The following is a 21,507-nucleotide window of genomic DNA, read 5'->3' as shown; positions in this document are numbered from 1 at the left end:
TTCCTCGCGCTCGCGCCTCGCTTACCGCGTGTTCTGCGGGTGCACGCCGGCACCCTCGTCGGACCCGGACTGTTCGGCCGCCGACTGCTCGACCACGCCGTCGAACAGCGAGGCGTCGCACCCGCGGCAGGTCGCCGAGACGCGCCGTTTCGTCCCGTCGCGCTCGGAAGACCCCACCTGCTCGGTCTCGACCGTGACCGCGCCGTCGCAGGTCGGACACGTGCGGAGACACAGCCGAAGGGCACCGAGGACCCGGTTTCGGTCCGCCGTCGAGAGCCGCCACCACTCGGGGTAGTACCGGCGGAACGTCGCGACCGCCGTGAGGTCGGCGACGAACGCGGCGCGGGAGGCCCACTGGCCGACGGTTCCGCGGTCGAGTCGTGCGAACAGCCCCCGCTCGTTCCACCCCATCTCGACTCTGTCCGGGTCGACACCGAGGAGCCCCGCAAGCGCCTCGCGGTCGCGGCTTCTGCCCTCGGTTTCGAGCATGCGGGTGCGCCAGTCGTCGGCGAACTGCGGCGACAGCGAGAGGCTGTCGTCCGCGTCGGTCGCGAAGACGCCCGCGCCGTGCAGCGCGGCGGTGAGGTCGACGCGGCCGTCGAGCGAGAGCGGCGGCGACGGGCGCGCCGACGGGAGCATCGGCGGCGACGACGAGGTAGACGAGAGTTCGACGAACGCGACGCCGAAGACGACGACCGGTGGGAGCACGCCGAGGAACACGCCGTACGGCACCCAGACGAGCCACCCGAGCGTTCCGCAGACGAACGTCAAGAGGAGAAGCGGAAACACGAGCGGGGAGCGGAGACGCGGCTTTCGGACCGCGGAGTCAGGAAGGAAGCGATGCCCGGACATACCAGAACCGTGGGCACGACGCGGTATAGGTATGAACTGGGTACACCAGATAGCAAGAACGTAAACGTACTCCCGTGCCGGACTTCGGTCGATAACATCACATTACCCGAGACAGTCGCGTCGCCGCGAGGGTCGACTATCGTACCATATTCATGCCAGCAGGCGTCCGAAAACGGCCGAACGACCGCCGTTGGGCACGGTAGGTAGCCATTTCCAGCGTCTCCGGGCGATTAAGCTCGCTCGAACGGACGGGTCGACCGATTTCAGTCGCACGTCGGGGCCGGACTGCCGCTACATTGACATAGCCGCCGTCCTGAGGCGCGGCTATGCAACTGCACTGGCACCGCCGGGACCTGCGAGTCGCGGACAACCGCGGCCTCGCGACGGCCGCCGAGACGGGCCCCGTCGCCCCGCTTTTCGTCTTCGACCGGGACGTGCTCGACCACGCCGGCGCGCCCCGCGTCAGGTACTTGCTCGACGCGCTCGCCGAACTCCGCGACGCGTACCGAGAGCGCGGGAGCGACCTGCTCGTCGCCCGCGGCGACCCGCGGACCGTCGTGCCGGCGGTGGCGGCGGCGCTCGACGCCGAGCGGGCCACGTGGGGTATCGACTACTCCGGGCTCGCCCGCGAGCGCGACGCAGACGTGCGCCTCGCCCTCGACGACGCCGGCGTCGCGCGCGAACCGGTCCACGACGCCATCTTCCACCCGCCGGGGAGCATCACGACCAACGCGGGCGACACCTACTCCGTCTACACCTACTTCTGGAAGAAGTGGCGCGACCGCGACAAGCCCGACCCGTATCCGGAACCGGAGGCCGACGACCTCGCCGACGCGGCCACGCTCGAAACAGCGGCCGAGGGCTTCGCTGACGACGAGTTCGACGTCGCCGTCGGCGACCTGCCGACTATCTCGGACCTCGGCTTCGAGGAGCCGTCGGCATCGGTCCAGTCGGCGGGGACCGAGGCGGCCCGCGAGCGCCTGTCGGCGTTCTGCGCGGACGCCATCTACCGCTACGCCGACGACCGCGACTACCCGACGCGGGACGCCACGTCCCGGCTCTCGACGGACCTCAAGTTCGGAACCATCGGCATCCGCGAGGTGTACGCGGCGACCGCCGCGGCCCGCGAGGGCGTCGGCGGCGAGAGAGACGAGTCGGTCGAGGAGTTCCAGTCGCAGTTGGCGTGGCGGGAGTTCTACGCCCACGTCCTCCGGGAGCACCCGAACGTCGTCACGGAGAACTACAAGGAGTACGAGGAGGACATCGCGTGGCGCGACGACGCCGAGGAACTCGCGGCGTGGAAGGAGGGCAAAACCGGCTATCCCATCGTCGACGCCGGGATGCGACAGCTTCGCGAGGAGGCGTACATGCACAACCGCGTCCGGATGATTGTCGCGTCGTTCCTCACGAAGGACCTCCTGTGCGACTGGCGACACGGCTACGCGCACTTCCGCGAGCACCTCGCGGACCACGACACCGCGAACGACAACGGCGGCTGGCAGTGGGCCGCTTCCACCGGGACCGACGCGCAGCCGTACTTCCGCATCTTCAACCCGATGACGCAGGGCGAGCGCTACGACCCCGACGGAGAGTACATCAAGCGGTACGTCCCCGAGCTCTCGGACGTGACGGCCAACACCATCCACGAGTGGCACGAACTGACCGACCTCGAACGCGAGCGTCTCGCGCCCGACTACCCGGAGCCAATCGTGGACCACTCCGAGCGCCGCGAGCGGGCGATTTCGATGTTCGAGGCCGCCCGCGGCGACGACTGAGCGACGACTGACCCCGCCTGCTGTTTTTTTTGACCTCGGTCGCCGCGGCACGAACGACTTTCTCCTCGGGAGCCGACTCCGAATCCATGCACGTCGCCATCATCCTCTACGACGGCTTCGACGAACTCGACGCCGTCGCGCCGTTCGAGGTGTTCCAGAACGCCGGCGCGGCCGGGGCCGACTGCGAGGCCGAACTCGTCGCGCTCGACGACCGCGAGTTCGTGACCGCGAGCCACGGGATGCGCGTCGGCGTCGACGGCGTCCTTGACCCCGAGACCGACCGCCCGGACCTCCTCGTCGTCCCCGGTGGCGGCTGGAACTCCCGCGCCGACCAGAGCGCGTGGGCGGAGGCCGAGAAAGGCGAGATTCCAGACGCCATCGCGGCGCTCCACGAGGCCGGAACCACCGTCGCCGGCGTCTGTACCGGCGGCATGCTCCTCGCACGCGCCGGCATCCTCGACGGTCGCCCCGCGGTCACTCACGGCGGCGCGCTCTCTGACCTCCGCGAGACGGCCGCCGAAGTCGTCGAAGCGCGCGTCGTCGACGACGGCGACGTGCTCACCGCGGGCGGCGTCACCTCCGGACTCGACCTCTCGTTACACCTCGTCGAACGGGAGTTCGGAGCCGAAATCGCCGACGCCGTCTCGACCGAAATCGAGTACGAGCGCCGGACGAAGCCGTTCGACGGCTGACACGCTCGCGCGAACCGGAGTTTCTCGAAGCGGAGAAATCGACCGATAGCGACCCGTTGGCCGTGGTTTATGCTAGCATACCACTCCTCAAGTTTTAACAGGATTCCGACCGACCCATGATACGGAGGTTACACATTATGAGCTACGAACTCGACCCGCTTCCGTACGAGTACGACGCCCTTGAACCGCACATCTCCGAGCAGGTGCTGACGTGGCATCACGACACCCACCACCAGGGCTACGTCAACGGCTGGAACGCGGCCGAGGAGACCCTCGCCGAGAACCGCGACGCAGGCGAGTTCAGCTCGTCCGCCGGCGCGCTCCGCAACGTCACCCACAACGGCTCCGGCCACATTCTGCACGACCTGTTCTGGCAGAACATGTCGCCGGAAGGCGGCGACGAGCCCGAGGGTGCGCTCGCAGACCGCATCGCGGAGGACTTCGGTTCCTACGAAGCCTGGAAGGGCGAATTCGAAGCGGCGGCCGGCGCGGCCGGCGGCTGGGCGCTTCTCGTGTACGACTCGTTCTCGAACCAGCTTCGGAACGTCGTCGTCGACAAGCACGACCAGGGCGCACTCTGGGGCTCCCACCCGATTCTCGCGCTGGACGTCTGGGAACACTCCTACTACCACGACTACGGCCCGGCCCGCGGCGACTTCGTCTCCGCGTTCTTCGAGGTCGTCGACTGGGACGAACCTGCCGCCCGCTACGACCAGGCCGTCGAACTCTTCGAGTAAACCCGGTACATCCCGACTTTTCTTTCGGACGCGACGTTGCCAGCGGCGGCGCTCTTGGCACCGAAGTGAGTGTTGAGAGCCGTCAGAGCCGTCTCTCGCGAATGCGGCCCGCCGCTCAGGGCTGGCGGTCGCGAGCAGTCGGATCGCTGAACAGTTCCGCCCCGTCGAACTCGTCGTTCAGCGCGCGGACCCGGTCGTTCAGCGCGGCGAAGTCGCGGCCGTCCGTCCCGCGGTCGAAGCTGGCGAGGACGCCGGTCGGGCGGTCACCGACGAAGGTCCGGAACTGCTCGAAGGAGTCGAATCCGCGGATCGTGTAGCCGTAGTCCGCGTAGTACAGCGTCTCGTAGGTGTCTCTCGTGACGTACCCGAATCGCTCGTTGTCGATGAAGCGGGAGATGTCGAGGCATTCGAGCGCGTCCGAGACGTCCGCCCGGAGATAGAGGTGCTCGTAGCCGTGGTGGTCGAAGACCCAGAGGTCTCGGAGGTCGTCCCCACCGAAGTCTCGGAAGGTCTCGACGAGTCGTGCGGCGGCGTCGCTCATCGTTTCGGGTCTCGCGTCGCCCCAGATAAGCCTGCTCATCAGGCCGTCGAGGCCCGTACGGGCGCTCGGAGAGCGGGCGCGGGGCCGCGGGTCGCCGCCCCCGCCGCCCCCGCCGCCCGCGGTCGTCGGGGTTTTGCCCGTCGGCCGAGAAGCCTCTGGTATGCCCAAGCCGAAAGACGAGTTCGACACCCTCTACGGGTACCTCCTGTACGAACCCGCCGACATCCTCGACCCAGACTACATGTACACCGTGGGCGAAATCGCCCGCCTGATGCAGGGACTGTCGCCGCAGGACGACCTCGCAGAGGAGACCGAAGACCGCATCGTCCAGTGGACGATTCCGTGGATCGTCGCCAACCAAGAGGACTTCGTCATCAACGACCCCCGGAGCGACGAACCGGGCTACTTCGGCCTCCATCCCGACGCCGTCCCCGAAGAAGTCGAAGAGTAACCACGGTCACGCCCTCCTTCGCACGGTTCGCCGTCCGCGACGTTCTTCCGACGTGAGAGTCGCACGAACGGTTATCTGTCAAGTAGTTGTATTCTCTATCGTACTATGACTCAATTCGACACCGAAGTCGCAGTCGTAACTGGTGCTGGCTCGGGAATCGGTCGCGCGACGGCGGAGGCGTTCGCCGCAGAGGGCGCGCGGGTCGTCGTCTCCGACGTGAACGTGGAGGGCGGCGAGGAGACCGTCGCGCGCATCGAGGAGGCCGGCGGGACGGCGACGTTCGTCGAGACGGACGTGACAGACGGCGATGCCGTCGCCGCGATGGTCGAGACGGCGGTCTCCGAGTACGGCCGACTCGACTTCGCCTGCAACAACGCGGGCGTCGGCGGCGCGCAGAAACCGGCCGCCGACCTCTCGTTCGACGAGTGGCAACAGGTCATCGACGTGAACCTCAACGGCGTCTGGCGGTCGATGCGACACGAGATTCCCGCGATGCTCGACGGCGACGGCGGCGTCGTCGTCAACATGGCGTCGATTCTCGGGAAAGTCGGCTTCGCGAACGCGAGCGCCTACGTCGCCGCGAAGCACGGCGTCCTCGGACTGACGAAGACCGCGGCCATCGAGTACGCCGAACAGGGCGTCCGCGTCAACGCGGTGTGTCCGGGCTTCGTCGATACGCCGTTGCTCGGCGAGGGCGGCCTCGACGACCCCGAAGCCCGGAAGGGAATCGAGTCGCTCCACCCCATGAACCGCCTCGGCGACGTGGACGAAATCGCCTCCGCGGTCGTCTGGCTCTGTTCCGACGGCGCGTCGTTCACGACGGGCGAGGCGCTCACCGTCGACGGCGGCTACACGAGCCGATAGAACGAGAACGAGTTGGCGAGGCGTCGATGCGGTCGATGCGGTCGATGCCGTCGGCGAGGTCGGTGAGGTCGGTGAGGCCGGTGCGGCGAGCGGCGAGTCCGACGCGGCGACTCACCTCGTCCGCGCTGCACGCGCCGCGAGTTCGAGGTCCTCGCTCGGGCGAGTCGTGACGCTCGGCCCGTGGCCGGTGTGGAGTTCGGTCAAGCCGTCGCCGACGACCTCGCGCAGGCGGTCGATGCTCTCGACGAGCGCGCCGCGGTCTCCTTCGGGGAGGTCGGTCCGACCGAACCCGCCGTTGGCGAAAACGAGGTCACCTGCGAAACAGACGCCCGACCCGCGGGAGAAAAAGCACAGGTGGTCGTCCTTGTGACCCGGCGTGTGGACCGCCTCGAACACGTCGTCGCCGATTTGGACGCGTTCGCCGTCGTCGATGCGCTTGTCCACGGCGAGGTTGCCGGTGTCGTAACCCCACGTCTGCACGTCGAACGCCTCGCGGACGGCGTCCACGTTCCCGATGTGGTCGGGATGGGTGTGCGTGAGGTACACCGCGTCGAGCGAATCCGTGAACTCGCGGACCTTCGGCACCACGTCGAAGTTCGCCCCGGCGTCCACGAGCGCGGTGGTCTCGCCGTCGACGAGGAATGCGTTGCTCGTGAAGACTCGGATTCCCTGCGCGAGATTGCGAATCATGGGCACAGGTACGAAAAGCGGGCTATTCCGTGTTGTGGGCGCTGCGGAAATCCGGGCCGAGGACGGTAGGATTTAGAGGGACCGACGATGACCAACAGCCAATCAGGGCACCTCTCATGCGCCAATATCTCGACCTCGTCACAGACGTTCTCGGCACCGGGCGACACAAACCGAACCGAACGGGCGTCGACACCATCTCGGGCTTCTCGAAGCACTACACCGTCGACCTCCAGGAGGGCTTCCCGCTTCTCACGACCAAGGACCTCTCGGGCTTCCGCTGGAACTCCCTCATCCACGAACTGCTGTGGTACCTCTCCGGCGAGGAGCACATCCGCACCCTCCGCGAGGAGACGGGTATCTGGGACGCGTGGGCCGACGAGGAGGGCCACCTCGACACGGCCTACGGCCGATTCTGGCGGCGCTACCCCGTCCCCGAGGAAGGGCTCTCGGGTGAGGCGTGGCCCGAGGACGACCACCGCTGGATGAACGACGAGGGGACGTTCGACCAGCTCGCGTACGTCCTCGACACGCTCGCAGAGAACCCGAACTCCCGCCGGATGGTCATCAACGCGTGGCACCCCGCCAACGCCGCCGTCTCGACGCTCCCGCCGTGTCACTACACGTTCGTCTTCAACGTGCAGGGTGACGAACTCAACCTCCACTTGACCCAGCGCTCGGGCGACATCGCGCTCGGCGTCCCGTTCAACCTCGCGGCGTACGCCATCCTCGCGCAGGTCGTCGCCCAGCGCGCCGGCTTCGAACTCGGGTCGTTCGCCCACACCATCGTCGACGCCCACGTCTACTGCGGCACCGGCCAGCGCGGCGCGTGGTACGGCGACCACCTCGACGAACTCCAGTCCCGCCTCGCCGACGTGGACTCCCCCGAAGGATATCTCGACGTGCGCGAGTGGCTCCTCGACGCGGCACCCGAGGAGGCCGAGGGCGAGGAGGACTACGACCACGTCCCCGGTCTGCTCCTGCAGGCCTCGCGCGAACCCCGCGAGCGCCCCACGCTGGACGTGGCCGACGTGCCCCTCGAAGACCTCTCGTTCGAGGATATCGTCCTCCGCGACTACGACCCGGCCGACGGGATTCGCTTCGCGGTGGCCGAATGAACGGCGAGGAGTCTGCCGGGTCCGAAACCGAGGGCGACGCCGCGGTCCGGTTCGTCCTCGTCGCCGCCGTCGCCGACAACCGCGTCATCGGCCGCGACGGCGACATGCCGTGGCACCTCCCCGAGGACCTGAAGCACTTCAAGCGGACGACGACCGGCCATCCGGTCGTGATGGGCCGCAAGACCTACGAGAGCATCGCCCGCCAGCTCGACGGCCCGCTTCCGGACCGCCACAGCGTCGTCCTGACGACCCGCGACCTCGACCTCCCCGAGGGCGCGGAGGCGGTCGATTCCGTCGAAGCCGCGGTCGCCGCCGCCGAGGACGCGGCCGCCGAGATGGGCGTCGAGACGGTGTACGTCGTCGGCGGCGCGACCGTCTACGAGCAGTTCCTCGACCGCGCCGCGGGACTGGTTCTCACCGAACTCGACGCGGCTCACGAGGGCGACACGCGGTTCCCCGAGTGGGACCGCGAGGCGTGGGTCGAGACCGACCGCGACGACCGAGACGGCTTCTCGTTCGTCACGTACGAGCGTCGTGAGGTGCAATCGTGAGCGACGCTGGAAGTCGCTGGGAGTACAAAATCGTCCGCACGGCCGACGGCGGCCTGTTCAGCGGCGACACCTCTCCGATGGAAGACGCCCTTAACTCCCTCGGCGGCGACGGCTGGGAACTCGTGGACACGATTTCCGACTCGCGCGGCGCCGGCGCGAACAGCGGGCAGACGGCGCTCGTGTTCAAGCGACCGAAGCGCTGAGATTCGTCGTTCCCCGTTTTCACCCGCTCGTCTTCAGCCTTCGAGCGTCCGGAACAGCGGCGAGGAGTCGCCGCCTTCGAACCGGACTAGCTCCTCGCCGTCGAACGTGACCGCGACCGAGTCGTAGTCGCTCGGGACGGAAACGACGGCGTCGAGTCTCGTGCGCGGCACGCAGTCGTCGGACGGCGCTTTTTGCTCGTCTTCGTCGGGGGCGGTCGTGATTCGGTAGACGTAGACGCCGTCCTCGGACGAATCGAGTTCGCCGCTGACGGCGAGGCTCGGAGCGTCGTGCGCGAAGGTCCGGTTGAACGCGACGGTCGCCCGGTCGCCGGCGGGCACCCGCCCGACCCACGAACTGGGCGCGGTCTCGTCCGGGAGGAGACAGCCGGTCGCGGTGGTCATCGAGGCGGTCGGCGGAGTCGTCGTCTCCGTCGGAATGGAGTAGGCGACGACGGCGGAACCGGCGACGAGACCGACGAAAAACACCGCGAGGAGGGCGATAGCGGGGTACGATGCCATAGTCGATAGACGCGCCGCGGAGCGATAAACGGGGCGTGAGGCGTGCTATCGGAAGGGCCGTCGAAGACCGCCACGCGTCGTCTGCGGGCCGTATTCGAGTTATCTGTGAGTCCGTCTGTGAGCCCGTCCGTGTGTTCGTCTGCGAGTCGTCCGTCGGTCCGGCGGGACATCCGCGTCGCGGAGCATCCGTGAGGTTCGCGTCAGGTGACGGGTAGGTTTATTGACGGGTGAGCCCTCATAACAGGGAACGTAGTTTCCCTCGCTATGACCGCCTCGACACTTACAGACCGACTCCGCCAGCCCGAGTACACCGGCGAAAACCGGTGTACGCCGTGTACCATCGTGAACGTCGTCATCGCCGCCGCGCTCAGCCTGTTGCTCGGCGTCGCGTGGCCGCCCCTCGCGCTCGTCTCGTTCGCCCTCTTCGCGGGGGCCATCTACTTCCGCGGCTACCTGATTCCCGGCACGCCGACGCTCACGAAGACGTACTTCCCCGACCGAGTCCTCCGCTGGTTCGACAAGGAGCCGACGCCGACCCGCGTCGGGTCCGCGGAGGCCGGCGCGAAGACCGGGGGCGACGCCGGTGCCGAGTCGCCGAGCGACGAGGTCGAGGCGGGCCAGTTAGACGAGGGCGGCGAGGCTGCCGAGGAGTTAGATGTGGAGCGGGCGCTCCTGAACGCCGGCGCGCTCGACTGGGACGAGACCGGCGACGAGCTTCGACTCGACCCCGACTTCGAGGCGACGTGGAACGACAAAGTCGCGCGCACCGACGACTCGGCGATTCGCCGGCGACTCGCCGCCCTCACCGGACTCGACGCGGACGACATCTCGCTGGAATCCCGGTCTCGGAACCGGTGGTTCGTCGCGGTCGTCGACGGCACCACCATCGGCACGTGGGAGTCGCGCGCCGCGCTCGTCGCCGACGTGGCCGCCGACGCCGCCCTCGACGGTCGCCTCGACGACTGGGACCGGCTGACGGGCGAACAGCGGAGCGCGCTGGCGAGAGGGCTCCGCATCTACCTCGACCGCTGTCCCGCCTGCGGGGGCGACGTCAGGTTCGGCTCGGAGACGGCCGAGTCGTGCTGCCGGTCGTGGGAGGTGTTCGTCGTCCGCTGCGACGACTGCGAGGAGCGACTGCTGGAAGTCGACGCCGACGCCCTCGAACCCGAGGCGGCGTAGGTCGGTTTCGGGGGCACGGTCCGACGCCGGAGAGTACACTTTTCTTCGCTGACAACAGTTCTCCTGATATGAGCAAGGCGCACTTCGAAGTGTTCGTCGACGCGGCGGACGACTACCGGTGGCGACTCGTCCACGACAACGGGAACATCCTCGCCGACTCCGGCGAGGGCTACGCGTCGAAACAGAAGGCGAAGCAGGGAATCGAGAGCGTGAAGCGGAACGCCCCCGACGCGGACGTCGTCGAGGAGTAATCACGGGGTTTCAGGCCGGCTATTCGTCGGAAATCGGCGTCGCGTCCGGCGGTTCGAGCGTGAACCCCACACCGATGCCGGGTGTGGAGGCTTTTTCCGCCTCCGGAACTGACCGAAGAGTAATGACGAACGTCGCCGACACGAGCGAGGAGGTCGCACGATGAACCGAAACGACAAGCAGGCCTACGACCGCGGTACGTCGCTTTTCTCCCCTGACGGACGCATCTATCAGGTCGAGTACGCCCGCGAGGCCGTCAAGCGCGGCGCGCCGGTCCTCGGCGTGCGCACCGCCGACGGCGTCGTTCTGGCGGCGCTCCGGTCGACCCCGTCGGAACTCATGGAAGCGGAAAGCATCGAGAAACTGCACAAACTCGACGACGCGCTCGGCGCGGCCACGGCCGGCCACGTCGCCGACGCGCGGAAGCTCGTGGACTTCGCGCGGACGACCGCCCAGCGCGAGCACCTGCGCTACGGCGAGCCCATCGGCGTCGAGACGCTCACGAAGACCATCACCGACAACATCCAAGAGAGCACGCAGTCCGGCGGCACTCGCCCGTACGGCGCGTCGCTTCTCATCGGCGGCGTCGAAAACGGCTCGGGTCGCCTCTTCGCGACCGACCCGTCCGGGACGCCCCAAGAGTGGAAGGCGGTCGCCATCGGCGGCCACCGCGAGGACGTGCAGGCCGCCCTCGAAGACGGGTACGCCGAGAACCTGTCGCTCGAAGACGGCCTCGCGCTCGCCGTCGAGGCGCTCGTCGCGGCCGACGACGAAATCGAGAGCGACGAGCTGAACCTCGTCACCGTCTCCGAGGCGGGCTACGAAATCGTCGACGAGGAGACCATCGCCGAGCTGTTCGCCGACGCGACCGCGGACGACGAGTCCGACGAGACGGACGAAAGCGAGGAGTAGATGACAGACGGGAGCCCGACCGGCGATAACACCTCAGCGACGACCGAGGCGGGGACGACAGCGGCCGCGGCCGCCGGCGCGGCGGCCGTGACGCTCGACCGCATCGCGGTCTACCCCGTGAAGTCGCTCGACGCCGAGTTCGTCGCCGCCGCCGACATCGTCGAGAACGGCGGGCTCCGCGGCGACCGCGAGTACGCGATTTTCGACGAGGACGGCGAGTACGTCAACGGAAAGCGTGAGCGTGCGGTCCACCGAATCCGGAGTTCCGTCTCGCTCGCCGACGGGACGGTCGAACTCTCGGCCCCCGAGATGGACGACTACGACGGCCCGATAGCCGAGGCCGACGACTGGCTCTCGGCGTACTTCGGCTACCCGGTCGAACTCCGGCGCGACCCCGCCGGCGGGTTCCCCGACGACACCGAGGCCAGCGGCCCGACGGTCATCTCGACGGGGACGCTCGACGCGGTCGCCTCGTGGTTCGACGGCATCGACGCCGACGAGATGCGCCGCCGCCTCCGGCCGAACCTCGTCCTAGACGCGACCGAACCCTTCTGGGAGGACCACCTGTTCGACCGGCGCGGAACGGTCGTCGAGTTCACCGTCGGCGAGGCGGCCTTCGAGGGCGTCAACCCCTGCCAGCGCTGTGTCGTCCCGAGCCGCGACCCCGACACGGGCGAGGAGACGGCGGACTTCCGGACGACGCTCGTGAGGAAGCGCCGCGAGACGCTCCCCGAGTGGTCCGGCGGCGACTGGTTCGACCACGACTTCCGACTCATGGTCAACACCGCCGTGCCGGAGTCGTCGTGGGGCGAGACGCTGTCGGTCGGTGACGCGGTCACCGTCGGCGACATCGTCTCCGAGTGAGTCGGTTCTTTTCGTCGCGTTCGAACCTCCGCAGTCGTGCGGTTCCACCTCGCCGACATCCGCGGCTTTACGTCGTCTCCCCCGATTGAGAGAGCCATGTTCACGCTTACCGATGTGCGGGTCGTCGACGCCGACGGGGCCCGCGAGGCGAACGTGGTGATAGACGAGTCGACCGGGCGCATCGCGTCCGTCGGCGACGAGACAGCAGGCGAGACGCGGAGTCTTTCGGGCGCGGTCGTCGCGCCGGGCCTCGTCGACGCCCACGTCCACCTCATGATGGACGGTCGCCCCGACGTGGCCGCCTACCAGTCCGAACCGGTCGAACGCGCCTGCTATCGCGCGGCGGCCAACCTCCGGAAGACGTTGGAGGCAGGGGTCACGACCGTCCGCGACCTCGGGAGTTCCGGTGACCTCGCGACGAGCGCGAAGGACGCGGTCGCCGACGGCGAACTCGACGGGCCGCGCGTCCTCGCCGCCGGGGAGAACATCACCATGACCGGCGGCCACGGCCACTGGTTCGGCCGGGAGGCCGACGGTCCGAACGAGGTTCGCAAGGCCGCCCGAGAGCAACTGAAGCGCGGCGCGGACGTGGTGAAGTGCATGGCGACCGGCGGCGTCCTCACGTCCGGCGCGGTCACGGGCGCGCCCGAGTTCACGGAAGCGGAGATTCGCGCCCTCGTGGAGGCCGCGAGCGCGAAGGGCGTCCCGACCGCGGCCCACGCCCACGGCGAGGAAGGTATCAAAAACGCCGCCCGCGCGGGGATTTCGAGCGTCGAACACGGGATGTTCATGGACGAGGAGGCCGCCGACCTCATGGTCGACCACGGCACGTACTGGGTACCGACGGCCTCGGCCGTCCGCGAAATCGTCGAGGCGGGCGTCGAGGCCGGCATCCCGCCGGAGGCGGTCGAAAAGGCTGCGGACGCCGCCGAGCGCTTCGAAACCGCATGGGAACACGCGCTCGACGCCGGCGTGAAAATCGCCATGGGGACCGACGCGGGCACGCCGTTCAACGACCACGGCGAGAACGCGCTCCGCGAGATGGAACTGCTCGTCGAGTACGGCCTGTCGCCCGCGGCGGCCCTCGAAGCCGCGACCGTCGGCGGCGCGGACCTCCTCGGACTGGACGACGTGGGGAAGGTCGCCGAGGGCTACGTCGCGGACCTCGTCGTCCTCGATGCCGACCCGAGCGAGGACGCCGGCGCGTGGCGGACGGTCCAGCAGGTGTACCGCGAGGGCGAGCGGGTCGTCTAATCGCAACACGGCAGTCGGTATCACACCCGATTTGAAGCGACAACCTTTTACAATCACGAGCAATACGAAAGGATGTACCAACGTGCTCTGTTGGTGTAGTCCGGCCAATCATATCACCCTCTCACGGTGATGACCAGGGTTCGAATCCCTGACGGAGCACTTCTCTCAACTCCCGAACCGCGAGCGACAGCGAGCGTGTTCTGGCCCGAGATGCAACAGAAGGGTTCGAGCAGCGAGCAACGCAGCGCGTTGCGAGTGAGTTCGAATCCCTGACGGAGCACTTCTCTCAATTCCCGAACCGCGAGCGACAGCGAGCGTTCGAGTCCGAAATACGACTGCGACGCCTGACTTGACCGACGAGCGTGTGCGCTATCGCTGGTCCGTCGTCGCGTGCGGGTTCGAGCCGACGTCTCCGAGCGTTGTCCTCCGGCTACGCCTCCGGGTCGCCGAGTTGCGACATCACGAGGTCCTCGGCGGTTCGCAGTCGGTACTGAACCGTCGAGCGCGGCACGTCGAGCACTTCGCTGAGGTCCTCGACGGTCACCTTGCGCGGGCGCTCGTAGTAGCCGTGTTCGACGGCGGTTTCGAGCGCCTCCCAGTGGGCCGACGAGAGGTCGGCCGCGATGCGCGACTCGGCGTCCCAGTTACCGGCGCTCGAAAGGTGCTCGACGTCCAACTGCAGACCCTCTCTGAGTTGCGCTTCGATGGTCTCGTACAGTTCGCCGAGCGGGTGGTCGCCGGGGTAGAGGATGCGCCAGCGGTACGCGCCCGCGCGGCGAGACGACTCGAAGATGACGCCCGGTCCCACGTGTTCGAGCACGTAGCGCGGAATCGAGTGGCAGTTGCTCACCTCCTCGCGGTAGGTGTAGACGGTCATCGAGTTGTCCGACCGGTCGAGGACGTGGTAGTTGCGGTGGGTGTGGCAGTCGGGGGCGTCGAGACACTCGTTGCACCGCGTCTCGTCGAGGAACACCTCCTCGAACGCCGACAGCGCCTCCGGCGTGCCGACGACGTGGTCGACCCGCCACATCACGTCCTCCGTGGACGAACAGACCGACGACCGGGAGCGCAGACTCGGATACTCGTAAAACAGGTCCATCAGCTCGTCGGTGCCCTCGGAAAAGCGAACGACGAATTCGAACTCACGCATTCATCGGTTACTCTGTCGCGGAGGAACTTAGCATGTACTAATTTATCACCTGCTTCGTTTGGGGCTCACCTGGAACTAGAATCGGCTTTCGTCCGTTACTCCTGAGTGAGTTAGCAGGTGCTAACGTAACGATGAGGGTCGTCGGGCACGGAGTGAGAATCGCGACGGACGGACACCGACGCGGCGCGTGACCCGTCAGGCGTGGTTTCCACTCGCTCTTTCGAACACGCGTTCGCGTCCCGCAGGTCCGTTCGTCCACGGGGTCCGGTTCCGACCAACCCCAACCCCACCACCGACCGCACCCGATCACTCCAACCAACCTCGGACGGCGGCCGGGTCACCACCTATTTTACGCCCGGTCGTCTACCCGCACAAGAATGTTACTCGCGGGAACGGTGGTCATCGACGCGTCCACCATCATCGAAGAGGGGGCCGTCGTCGTCGACGGCGACCGAATCGTCGCGGTCGGAGCGCGCTCGGGCCTGACAGAGCGGTATCCAGACCACGAGCGACGCGAGTTCGGTATCGTCGCGCCGGGGCTGGTCGGCGGGCACGTCCACTCGGTGCAGTCGCTCGGCCGCGGCATCGCCGACGACACCGAACTGCTGGACTGGCTGTTCGACCACGTGCTCCCGATGGAGGCGGGTCTCGACGCCGAGGGGATGCGCGTCGCCGCCGAACTCGGCTATCTCGAATGCATCGAGTCCGGGACGACGACAGTCGTCGACCACCTCTCGGTCCGACACGCCGAGCAGGCGTTCGAGGCCGCGGGCGAGATGGGCATCCGCGGACGCATCGGCAAGGTGCTCATGGACACGAACGCGCCCGAGGGGTTACAGGAAGACACCGACGCGGGCCTCGCCGAGTCCGAGCGCCTCATCGAGCGCTACCACGACGGCTTCGGCGGCCGCATCCAGTACGCCGTCACGCCCCGGTTCGCCGTCACCTGCTCCGAAGCGTGTCTGCGGGGCGTCCGCGAACTCGCAGACCGGTACGAGGGCGTCCGCATCCACACGCACGCGAGCGAGAACCGCGACGAAATCGCCACCGTCGAGGCGGAGACGGGCATGCGCAACATCCATTGGCTCGACGAAGTCGGTATCACCGGCGACGACGTGGTACTGGCCCACTGCGTCCACACCGACGAGTCAGAGCGTGAGGTCCTCGCCGAGACCGGCACGCACGTCACCTACTGCCCGTCGTCGAATATGAAACTCGCGTCGGGCATCGCGCCGATTCCCGACTACCTCGACCGCGGTATCAACGTCGCGCTCGGCAACGACGGCCCGCCGTGCAACAACACGCTCGACCCCTTCACCGAGATGCGGCAGGCCAGTCTCCTCCAGAAGGTCGACGCGCTCGACCCGACGAGCACGCCCGCCGCGACCGTCTTCCAGATGGCGACGCGAAACGGCGCGAAGGCCGCCGGCTTCGACCGCGTCGGCGAACTCCGCGAGGGGTGGAAAGCCGACATCGTCGGTATCGACACCGACCTCACCCGCGCGACGCCGATACACGACGTGCTTTCGCACCTCGTGTTCTCCGCCCACGGCGACGACGTGGTGTTCACCATGGTCGACGGCGACGTGCTCTACGACGGAGGCGAACACGTCCGCGCGGACGCCGACGACATCCGCGAGCGGGCGCAGGCGGTCGCCGACGGCCTCGACGCGGCACCGACGGGCGACTGAGGGAACCCCACTCACGAGACCGCCTCGCGAGACCAACCTCGTACGCGACGGCCGCACCCGCGAGGCCCGCCGCCATCGTCGCATCTTTCTCTCCGCGCGACCCCACCTGAGTCATGACTGTCCGCCTCCGCGCGGCGACGGCGTCCGACCTCCCCGCGATTCGGGAGATTTACGCGCCGTTCGTCGAGGACACCGCGATTTCGTTCGCCTACGACCCGCCGAGCGTCGCGGACCTCGAAGCGAAACTGGAGAAGAAGACCGGCTACCCGTGGCTCGTCTGCGAACTCGACGGCGAGGTGGCCGGCTACGCCTACGCCGGAGCGATTCGAGAGCGTATCGCCTACCAGTGGGCCGTCGAGACCTCGATTTACGTCCACCCGGACTTCCAGCGCCGCGGCGTCGCCCGCGGCCTCTACACGGCGCTTTTAGCCCTGCTCGAACGGCAGGGCTACGTCTCGGCCGTCGCCGTCATCACGACGCCGAACCCCGCGAGCATCGCCTTCCACGAGTCGTTCGGCTTCGAGCGCGTCGGCCGCTTCGAGCGCGTCGGCTACAAACACGACGCGTGGCACGACGTGGAGTGGTGGAGCCTCGACCTGGGCGACCGGCCCGAAGAACCCGACGCGCCGCTGTCCGTGGCCGACGCTCGCGACTGCGACTGGTGGGACGACGCGCTCGCCCGCGGTGCGGCGCTCGTCGACGACACCGAACAGAACAACTCCGCCTGAACCGAGTCCCCTTCCCGTCGTCCGGCTCAGCGCCCGCGCCCGCGTTCAGACGCCGGCTTCGAGGGAGTCTTCGGTCTCGGCCTCCGCCGAGTCGCTCCCCTCGACCGCCTCGAGTTCGTCGGCGGCCGTGTCGCCGGTGCCCGCCTGTTCGAGCACGTAGCGCTCGACGCCGGCGGAGAGCATCGCCTGCCAGTCGTCGAACTCGGTGTTCGCGTCGACGTACCGGTCCAACTCGTGGGTCGGTATCGACTCGAACGACTCCTGGTCTGCGACCGCGAAACCGCTCTCTTCGAGGAATTCACTAATCGATGCCGCCTGACAATGTGACTCGACCCACGACGACGGGAACAAGTCGGCCAGCGTCACTTCGCCGCCGAGACCCCCAATCTCGACGTCAAGTGTCGCGGCCGTCGTTTCGGCCTCACCCATACCCGGGTCCTACAGCCACGGATATAACGGTGTTGCGGTTGGCGTCCGAGAGAGTCAGTTCGTCGAGACGATTTCGACCACGTCACGGTGTGTGAGTTCGTGGTCCGACCCGATTTGGCGCTTCGAGTGGCAGTCGATACCGTGGAGGAGACCGTCGCCGATGTCGGAGTGTAGGTGGTACGCGAAGTCCTCGGTGGTCGAGCCCTCGGGGAGGATAAAGCAGTCGCGGAAGACGCCCTGCGAGTCGCTCTTACCGTTCGCGCTCCCGGGGAAGATGGCGATGGCGCCCATCACGTCGAACAGCGCGTTCTCGAGCGACTGCTGGACGCCCGTGCCGCCGAACTCGGTGACGAACTCGCGTATCTGTTCGAGACCCGCCTCCTGTTCGTCGCTCACGTCGCCGACGATGTCGAAGTCGTCGTCGCCGGGGCGGTAGTCGACGACGCCGCCCTCGTCGGCCTTCTTCAGCGCCTTCTCGGCGTGCGCCGAGGTGGGGACGAACGTCAGGTGCTCGTAGTCGGGGTCCGCCGTGATTTCCTCGTAGTTCTCCTGAGAGACCGGCTTGTCCATCTTGTTCGCCGCGATGATGATCGGCTTCGTGCGCTTTCGAATCTCGCGGGCGAGCGACTCCTTGTCCGCGTCGTCCCACTCGTCGGGGTCGAGTTCCAGACCGAGAGAAAGGATTATCTGCTTGATTTCGTCCTTGTTCGTCTTGAACGCGGACATCTGCTCCGCGAGGTCGACTTCGATGTCCTTGTCCTCGCCGTGATAGCCCGAGCGGTAGCGGTCGATACCCTTCTCGAGGACGTCGAGATACCACATGTCCAGTTCGTTTTCGAGGAAGTCGATGTCCTCGCGGGGGTCGTGGCCCTCCGTCGCCTCACCTTCGATGTCCGTCTCACCGGAGAAGTCCACGACGTGGACGAGCACGTCCGCCTCGTTGAGGTCGGTGAGGAACTGGTTCCCGAGGCCCTTGCCTTCGTGCGCGCCGGGGATGAGCCCCGCCACGTCCACGAGTTTGACGGGGACGAACCGCATGCCGTGGTCGCAGTAGCCGACCGAGGGCGTACACGACTCGTCGAACTCCGGGGCCGCACACTCGACGCGGACGTACGCCTCGCCGATGGAGGGGTCGATAGTCGTAAACGGATACGCGCCCTCGGGCACGTCGTTCATCGTCGCCGCGTTGAAGAAACTCGACTTCCCGACGGACGGTTTTCCGACGAGACCGATCTTGTAACTCATTCGTTGGTCGGACTGGTGTCTCGAACGCTAATAACCGTTCGACGTTCGTCTCGCTGTGCGTGAAATTCACACGCTATCGGGGTCGAGGAGGGTGATTATCCACGCTCGACCCCCGGGGTCGAGCGTGGGAGAACCGACTCCGTCGGCGGGTTCGTGGCGGGCAGGGACCGGGTCGCACTCACAAACCGACGGTGTTCCGTGGCTGGCGTCGTTCCTTCGTGTCCGGTGCATCTTTGTCTTCACGTCCCCGACTGCCGGGCATGACCGACCCCGACGAGACGGCGAGCGAAACCGCACCCGCGTCGAACGCGACCGACGACGCGGCCGCCACCGAGCCCTCGCCGGACGACGCGACCGACGCCGACACGTTCCGCGTCGGCATCCACGTCACCGAGACCGAACTCCGATTCGTGGTCAACGTCCCGTCCGACATCGACTCGGGGTGGACCGACCCCGACGCGTTCCAGCGCCTCGTCGAGCGCGTCACGTGGGAACAACTCGACCAGCGGGAGACGCTTCAGACCGTCGCGACCGACGCCGCCGAGGGCGAGACGGTGTTCCTCGGGACGGTGACGCTCCGGCCGGACGAAACCGTCGTCGACCACACGCTTCGCGTGCCACCGCTCGACGGGGCCTGAACCGCTCAGCGTCACCGATGACCGACCCGACGACGGAGACCGCGATTCGAGAGATTCAGGACGCCGCGCTCGCACGCGCGCTCACCGACGACGACCACGCGAGGCAGTCGCTCGCGGTCGCCGGCGCGCTCGAAACGGCCAGAGCGGAAGCGACCGACGCGGCGTTCGACGACGGCGGTGTCACGCTCGCGGCGTCGCTCGCGTTCGTCTCGACGCTGTTCGCGCACCGTCGCCTCCGGGAGTCGCTTCGGTCGAGCGTCAGCGCGTCCGACGACTCGGCGTGGTATCCGAGCGGCGCGCCCGCCCGCGTCGACGACGACCTCGTGGTCGCGGGCGCACGGCTCGCGGTTCGACGGTTCGACGTCGAGCCGGCGCTCGTCGGCGCGCTCGGTGACGTTTCGATAGAAAAAGTCGCGTCGGGCGAGTGAGTCGTCCGACCGTCAGTCTCTGACAACGACGGCCGGGGCGTATGTGGATGTGGGGGTGCCTCTGAACCACAGTATCCGCCCGGACGCGGACGAAGGGTGAAACCCAAGACCCACGCGCGCTGCGTGGAAACCCGTGTTCGAGTCGTTAGTCGTTGTTGGCGTGTTCCGGCGGGCCACCACCGTTGCCGTTACCGTTCGACTCGTCGTCGTCTTCTGACTCGTCGTCAGCGTCGTCGTCGGTCTCGGTATCCTCGGTGTCGGCCTGCTCGGTCTCGGCGGTCTCCTCGTCGTCTTCGTCGCTCGCCTTGTCGTTGTTGGCGTGTTCCGGCGGGCCGCCCGCGTTACCGTTCTTGGCCTTGCCGGAGTTTCCGGGTGCGTCCTCCTCGCCGTCAGCTCCGTCGCTGCTGTTCTTCGGGCCGGCGTGGTCCGGACGCTTGTCGTCGGCGTTACCCGGGTTGTTCTCGGTCACGAAGTCGGAGACGGCCTGTCCGAGGGGACCGTCAGTACCCGTGTCCTTGAGTCGCTCAACGAAGCTGCTGACGAGCTGCCCGAAGGGATCGTCCGCGGCGACCTCGCCCTGCAGGGTTGCGGTCGTCTCCGCGGAGAGACCGTCGTACTCAGCGGTCACATCGACCGTGACGGTCTGCAGGGGCGCGATGAGTTCGACGGTACCGTTGGCGTCCGTCTCGTACTCGCCCGCGTCCGTGTAGTTCCCGTCGACCGCGACCGAGGCGTTCTCGACGGCCTCGCCGTCTTCGGTCACGGTGATGGTGACCGACTCGTTTTCGTCCTGCGAGACGGCGATGGAGAGGTCGTCAGCGTCGACAGCGACCGTCGTCTCGGCGGTGAGGCCGTCGGTCGTCGCGACGAACGTCAGATTCGTCGTGGTCGTCGGTTCGGCGACCTCGACGGTGCCGTTGGCGTCCGTTTCGTACGTTCCGTTGTCGTACGCGCTCCCGTTGACCACGACGGACGCGCCCTTGACGGCCTCACCGTACTGGGTGACGGTGGCGGTGAGCGTGTCGTTCGCGTCGTCAGCCTCGACGGCGATGTCGAGCGACTCGTCGAGCGGGACGAGGACGACGGACGTGCTGGTCGTGTTGTTCCCCTCGGTGACGGTGAACGTCGCGTTCACGCGCTCCTGCGGATTGGGGAGGTCGACGGTTCCGTTCGCGCCCGTCGCGTACGTTCCGTTCCCGGAGTAGTTACCGCTCGATTCGACGACGACCGTCGCGTTCTCGACGGCCGTCTCGTTCCGCGTCACGGTCACTGTCGCGTCGCCCGTGTCGGCGTCCTGTGTGACGCCGACCTGGAGGGCATCGGTGCTCGCTGCACCGACGGTCCCGGGGACCATCGCGACGGCGAGCATCGCAACGACCATGACTACGGTGAGGTGTTTGCTGCCGCGCATGCAACCCTCCCTTCTAACCCTGATACGGTAAAAGGGGAGAATCGTAACCCCGGTTTTCGCTGAATTTCATCCCAATCAACGCGTTCGAAATCGGGCCTTCGTCTGTCGATTTCGCCGACTTTCGCGCCGAACGACTGACCGAGCCACGTCGAAACACTCTCGCAGTCGAACGCGAGCGAGTGTCCGTGGATTCGGGGCAAACTGAGAGCGTTGCCACTCTCGGACGAGAGGAGAGACGCGACCGAAACGCGGTCGCTGTTAGTGTAGGGAGTCGAGCGGACGTGCGTGCCGCTCGCTGTAAATGAAAAAAGCCCACTAGACCGAAGTCTAGTGGGCTTT

At 67.4% G+C, this 21,507-nt stretch carries 26 protein-coding genes and 1 tRNA gene; 18 read left to right on the top strand and 9 right to left on the bottom strand.

The genetic code is table 11. The annotated features are described in order from the left end of the window. Nucleotides 1-21 precede the first annotated feature (21 nt). Nucleotides 22-789 (bottom strand): hypothetical protein, encoded by a 768-nt coding sequence (locus AUR65_RS04520; RefSeq protein ID WP_084816546.1) that lies wholly within the window; start codon nt 787-789, stop codon nt 22-24. 389 nt (nt 790-1,178) lie between these two features. Between AUR65_RS04520 and AUR65_RS04515 the strand changes: the two genes are divergently transcribed. The 3 genes from AUR65_RS04515 (at nt 1,179) to sod (ending at nt 4,056) form a co-directional block, all read left to right on the top strand. Further along, nucleotides 1,179-2,627, top strand: a complete 1,449-nt coding sequence (locus AUR65_RS04515) for a cryptochrome/photolyase family protein (protein ID WP_058568910.1) — start codon at nt 1,179-1,181, stop codon at nt 2,625-2,627. An 86-nt stretch (nt 2,628-2,713) separates the two neighbouring features. After that, nucleotides 2,714-3,319: a DJ-1/PfpI family protein gene (locus AUR65_RS04510; RefSeq protein ID WP_058568909.1), complete on the top strand. Its 606-nt coding sequence runs from the start codon at nt 2,714-2,716 to the stop codon at nt 3,317-3,319. Nucleotides 3,320-3,456: 137 nt separating this feature from the next. Further along, on the top strand, nt 3,457-4,056 hold the full coding sequence (sod, locus tag AUR65_RS04505) for a superoxide dismutase (protein ID WP_058568908.1): 600 nt from the start codon (nt 3,457-3,459) through the stop codon (nt 4,054-4,056). Nucleotides 4,057-4,171: 115 nt separating this feature from the next. Here sod and AUR65_RS04500 read toward each other — a convergent pair whose 3' ends face one another. Further along, the gene (locus AUR65_RS04500; protein ID WP_058568907.1) at nt 4,172-4,597 is read right to left on the bottom strand and encodes a DUF7522 family protein; all 426 of its coding nucleotides are present in this window, start codon (nt 4,595-4,597) and stop codon (nt 4,172-4,174) included. 160 nt (nt 4,598-4,757) lie between these two features. Between AUR65_RS04500 and AUR65_RS04495 the strand changes: the two genes are divergently transcribed. Both AUR65_RS04495 and AUR65_RS04490 read left to right on the top strand, forming a co-directional pair. Next, nucleotides 4,758-5,048 (top strand): DUF5827 family protein, encoded by a 291-nt coding sequence (locus AUR65_RS04495; protein WP_058568906.1) that lies wholly within the window; start codon nt 4,758-4,760, stop codon nt 5,046-5,048. A 105-nt stretch (nt 5,049-5,153) separates the two neighbouring features. Beyond that, nucleotides 5,154-5,912 (top strand): SDR family oxidoreductase, encoded by a 759-nt coding sequence (locus AUR65_RS04490; protein ID WP_058568905.1) that lies wholly within the window; start codon nt 5,154-5,156, stop codon nt 5,910-5,912. On the opposite strand, the gene AUR65_RS19675 is transcribed toward AUR65_RS04490, so the two are convergent. Together AUR65_RS19675 and AUR65_RS04485 are read right to left on the bottom strand one after the other, a co-directional pair. Next, nucleotides 5,881-6,027, bottom strand: coding sequence for a hypothetical protein (locus tag AUR65_RS19675; RefSeq protein WP_158250820.1), 147 nt, complete (start codon nt 6,025-6,027; stop codon nt 5,881-5,883). The genes AUR65_RS04490 and AUR65_RS19675 overlap by 32 nt on opposite strands. Next, entirely contained in the window at nt 6,024-6,602 is a 579-nt protein-coding gene (locus AUR65_RS04485; RefSeq protein WP_058568904.1) for an MBL fold metallo-hydrolase, read from the bottom strand. Before AUR65_RS04485 ends, AUR65_RS19675 begins: the two co-directional genes overlap by 4 nt. 116 nt (nt 6,603-6,718) lie before the next feature. Between AUR65_RS04485 and thyA the strand changes: the two genes are divergently transcribed. Genes thyA through AUR65_RS04470 form a run of 3 tightly spaced genes read left to right on the top strand, consistent with a single transcriptional unit; the run spans nt 6,719 to nt 8,471 of the window. Next, on the top strand, nt 6,719-7,717 hold the full coding sequence (gene thyA / locus AUR65_RS04480; protein WP_058568903.1) for a thymidylate synthase: 999 nt from the start codon (nt 6,719-6,721) through the stop codon (nt 7,715-7,717). Beyond that, nucleotides 7,714-8,268: a dihydrofolate reductase gene (locus AUR65_RS04475; RefSeq protein ID WP_058568902.1), complete on the top strand. Its 555-nt coding sequence runs from the start codon at nt 7,714-7,716 to the stop codon at nt 8,266-8,268. The genes thyA and AUR65_RS04475 overlap by 4 nt, the downstream gene beginning before the upstream one ends. After that, a complete protein-coding gene (locus AUR65_RS04470) occupies nt 8,265-8,471 on the top strand; it encodes a DUF4177 domain-containing protein (protein ID WP_058568901.1) in 207 nt (68 codons plus the stop codon). The genes AUR65_RS04475 and AUR65_RS04470 overlap by 4 nt, the downstream gene beginning before the upstream one ends. Before the next feature lie 33 nt (nt 8,472-8,504). Here AUR65_RS04470 and AUR65_RS04465 read toward each other — a convergent pair whose 3' ends face one another. Continuing rightward, nucleotides 8,505-8,990, bottom strand: a complete 486-nt coding sequence (locus AUR65_RS04465) for a hypothetical protein (protein WP_058568900.1) — start codon at nt 8,988-8,990, stop codon at nt 8,505-8,507. 264 nt (nt 8,991-9,254) lie between these two features. On the opposite strand from AUR65_RS04465, the gene AUR65_RS04460 reads away from it, so the two are divergent. From AUR65_RS04460 to AUR65_RS04435, 6 genes are all read left to right on the top strand, one after another. Next, on the top strand, nt 9,255-10,169 hold the full coding sequence (locus AUR65_RS04460; RefSeq protein ID WP_058568899.1) for a hypothetical protein: 915 nt from the start codon (nt 9,255-9,257) through the stop codon (nt 10,167-10,169). Between the two features lie 68 nt (nt 10,170-10,237). After that, on the top strand, nt 10,238-10,420 hold the full coding sequence (locus AUR65_RS04455) for an HVO_2922 family protein (protein ID WP_058568898.1): 183 nt from the start codon (nt 10,238-10,240) through the stop codon (nt 10,418-10,420). Nucleotides 10,421-10,580: 160 nt separating this feature from the next. Beyond that, nucleotides 10,581-11,330 (top strand): proteasome subunit alpha, encoded by a 750-nt coding sequence (gene psmA2 / locus AUR65_RS04450; RefSeq protein ID WP_058568897.1) that lies wholly within the window; start codon nt 10,581-10,583, stop codon nt 11,328-11,330. Beyond that, on the top strand, nt 11,331-12,194 hold the full coding sequence (locus AUR65_RS04445) for an MOSC domain-containing protein (RefSeq protein WP_058568896.1): 864 nt from the start codon (nt 11,331-11,333) through the stop codon (nt 12,192-12,194). A 96-nt stretch (nt 12,195-12,290) separates the two neighbouring features. After that, the gene (locus AUR65_RS04440) at nt 12,291-13,448 is read left to right on the top strand and encodes a metal-dependent hydrolase family protein (RefSeq protein WP_058569132.1); all 1,158 of its coding nucleotides are present in this window, start codon (nt 12,291-12,293) and stop codon (nt 13,446-13,448) included. An 84-nt stretch (nt 13,449-13,532) separates the two neighbouring features. After that, a tRNA-Glu gene (locus tag AUR65_RS04435) sits at nt 13,533-13,607 on the top strand. A 271-nt stretch (nt 13,608-13,878) separates the two neighbouring features. Here AUR65_RS04435 and AUR65_RS04430 read toward each other — a convergent pair. After that, a complete protein-coding gene (locus tag AUR65_RS04430; protein ID WP_058568895.1) occupies nt 13,879-14,598 on the bottom strand; it encodes a helix-turn-helix domain-containing protein in 720 nt (239 codons plus the stop codon). 377 nt (nt 14,599-14,975) lie between these two features. On the opposite strand from AUR65_RS04430, the gene AUR65_RS04425 reads away from it, so the two are divergent. Together AUR65_RS04425 and AUR65_RS04420 are read left to right on the top strand one after the other, a co-directional pair. Continuing rightward, nucleotides 14,976-16,289 (top strand): 5'-deoxyadenosine deaminase, encoded by a 1,314-nt coding sequence (locus AUR65_RS04425; RefSeq protein WP_058568894.1) that lies wholly within the window; start codon nt 14,976-14,978, stop codon nt 16,287-16,289. A gap of 113 nt (nt 16,290-16,402) precedes the next feature. After that, nucleotides 16,403-17,017 (top strand): GNAT family N-acetyltransferase, encoded by a 615-nt coding sequence (locus tag AUR65_RS04420; protein WP_058568893.1) that lies wholly within the window; start codon nt 16,403-16,405, stop codon nt 17,015-17,017. 45 nt (nt 17,018-17,062) lie between these two features. On the opposite strand, the gene AUR65_RS04415 is transcribed toward AUR65_RS04420, so the two are convergent. Together AUR65_RS04415 and AUR65_RS04410 are read right to left on the bottom strand one after the other, a co-directional pair. Beyond that, nucleotides 17,063-17,446, bottom strand: a complete 384-nt coding sequence (locus tag AUR65_RS04415) for a hypothetical protein (protein WP_058568892.1) — start codon at nt 17,444-17,446, stop codon at nt 17,063-17,065. A 54-nt stretch (nt 17,447-17,500) separates the two neighbouring features. Beyond that, complete coding sequence (locus tag AUR65_RS04410) at nt 17,501-18,691, bottom strand: redox-regulated ATPase YchF (protein WP_058568891.1); 1,191 nt, start codon at nt 18,689-18,691, stop codon at nt 17,501-17,503. Between the two features lie 260 nt (nt 18,692-18,951). On the opposite strand from AUR65_RS04410, the gene AUR65_RS04405 reads away from it, so the two are divergent. Continuing rightward, nucleotides 18,952-19,329 (top strand): hypothetical protein, encoded by a 378-nt coding sequence (locus tag AUR65_RS04405; protein WP_058568890.1) that lies wholly within the window; start codon nt 18,952-18,954, stop codon nt 19,327-19,329. Between the two features lie 17 nt (nt 19,330-19,346). Beyond that, nucleotides 19,347-19,757, top strand: coding sequence for a hypothetical protein (locus AUR65_RS04400; RefSeq protein WP_058568889.1), 411 nt, complete (start codon nt 19,347-19,349; stop codon nt 19,755-19,757). A gap of 145 nt (nt 19,758-19,902) precedes the next feature. Here the strand turns inward: AUR65_RS04400 and AUR65_RS04395 are convergent, their stop codons facing one another. Further along, nucleotides 19,903-21,168, bottom strand: a complete 1,266-nt coding sequence (locus tag AUR65_RS04395) for a hypothetical protein (RefSeq protein WP_058568888.1) — start codon at nt 21,166-21,168, stop codon at nt 19,903-19,905. Nucleotides 21,169-21,507 lie beyond the last annotated feature (339 nt).

The organism is Haloferax marisrubri, from assembly GCF_001469875.2.
GTDB lineage: Archaea > Halobacteriota > Halobacteria > Halobacteriales > Haloferacaceae > Haloferax > Haloferax marisrubri.
The sequence above is the reverse complement of the archived record's forward strand: the minus strand, read 5'-3'. Positions and strand labels throughout refer to the sequence as shown.

Bases quoted from the DNA above. Each gene is read 5' to 3' on its own strand.
- AUR65_RS04515 (WP_058568910.1), top strand. From the start codon at position 1,179: ATGCAACTGCACTGGCACCGCCGGGACCTGCGAGTCGCGGACAACCGC.
- AUR65_RS04510 (WP_058568909.1), top strand. From the start codon at position 2,714: ATGCACGTCGCCATCATCCTCTACGACGGCTTCGACGAACTCGACGCC.
- sod (WP_058568908.1), top strand. From the start codon at position 3,457: ATGAGCTACGAACTCGACCCGCTTCCGTACGAGTACGACGCCCTTGAA.
- AUR65_RS04500 (WP_058568907.1), bottom strand. From the start codon at position 4,597: ATGAGCGACGCCGCCGCACGACTCGTCGAGACCTTCCGAGACTTCGGT.
- AUR65_RS04495 (WP_058568906.1), top strand. From the start codon at position 4,758: ATGCCCAAGCCGAAAGACGAGTTCGACACCCTCTACGGGTACCTCCTG.
- AUR65_RS04490 (WP_058568905.1), top strand. From the start codon at position 5,154: ATGACTCAATTCGACACCGAAGTCGCAGTCGTAACTGGTGCTGGCTCG.
- AUR65_RS04485 (WP_058568904.1), bottom strand. From the start codon at position 6,602: ATGATTCGCAATCTCGCGCAGGGAATCCGAGTCTTCACGAGCAACGCA.
- thyA (WP_058568903.1), top strand. From the start codon at position 6,719: ATGCGCCAATATCTCGACCTCGTCACAGACGTTCTCGGCACCGGGCGA.
- AUR65_RS04475 (WP_058568902.1), top strand. From the start codon at position 7,714: ATGAACGGCGAGGAGTCTGCCGGGTCCGAAACCGAGGGCGACGCCGCG.
- AUR65_RS04465 (WP_058568900.1), bottom strand. From the start codon at position 8,990: ATGGCATCGTACCCCGCTATCGCCCTCCTCGCGGTGTTTTTCGTCGGT.
- AUR65_RS04460 (WP_058568899.1), top strand. From the start codon at position 9,255: ATGACCGCCTCGACACTTACAGACCGACTCCGCCAGCCCGAGTACACC.
- AUR65_RS04455 (WP_058568898.1), top strand. From the start codon at position 10,238: ATGAGCAAGGCGCACTTCGAAGTGTTCGTCGACGCGGCGGACGACTAC.
- psmA2 (WP_058568897.1), top strand. From the start codon at position 10,581: ATGAACCGAAACGACAAGCAGGCCTACGACCGCGGTACGTCGCTTTTC.
- AUR65_RS04445 (WP_058568896.1), top strand. From the start codon at position 11,331: ATGACAGACGGGAGCCCGACCGGCGATAACACCTCAGCGACGACCGAG.
- AUR65_RS04440 (WP_058569132.1), top strand. From the start codon at position 12,291: ATGTTCACGCTTACCGATGTGCGGGTCGTCGACGCCGACGGGGCCCGC.
- AUR65_RS04430 (WP_058568895.1), bottom strand. From the start codon at position 14,598: ATGCGTGAGTTCGAATTCGTCGTTCGCTTTTCCGAGGGCACCGACGAG.
- AUR65_RS04425 (WP_058568894.1), top strand. From the start codon at position 14,976: ATGTTACTCGCGGGAACGGTGGTCATCGACGCGTCCACCATCATCGAA.
- AUR65_RS04420 (WP_058568893.1), top strand. From the start codon at position 16,403: ATGACTGTCCGCCTCCGCGCGGCGACGGCGTCCGACCTCCCCGCGATT.
- AUR65_RS04415 (WP_058568892.1), bottom strand. From the start codon at position 17,446: ATGGGTGAGGCCGAAACGACGGCCGCGACACTTGACGTCGAGATTGGG.
- AUR65_RS04410 (WP_058568891.1), bottom strand. From the start codon at position 18,691: ATGAGTTACAAGATCGGTCTCGTCGGAAAACCGTCCGTCGGGAAGTCG.
- AUR65_RS04405 (WP_058568890.1), top strand. From the start codon at position 18,952: ATGACCGACCCCGACGAGACGGCGAGCGAAACCGCACCCGCGTCGAAC.
- AUR65_RS04400 (WP_058568889.1), top strand. From the start codon at position 19,347: ATGACCGACCCGACGACGGAGACCGCGATTCGAGAGATTCAGGACGCC.
- AUR65_RS04395 (WP_058568888.1), bottom strand. From the start codon at position 21,168: ATGCGCGGCAGCAAACACCTCACCGTAGTCATGGTCGTTGCGATGCTC.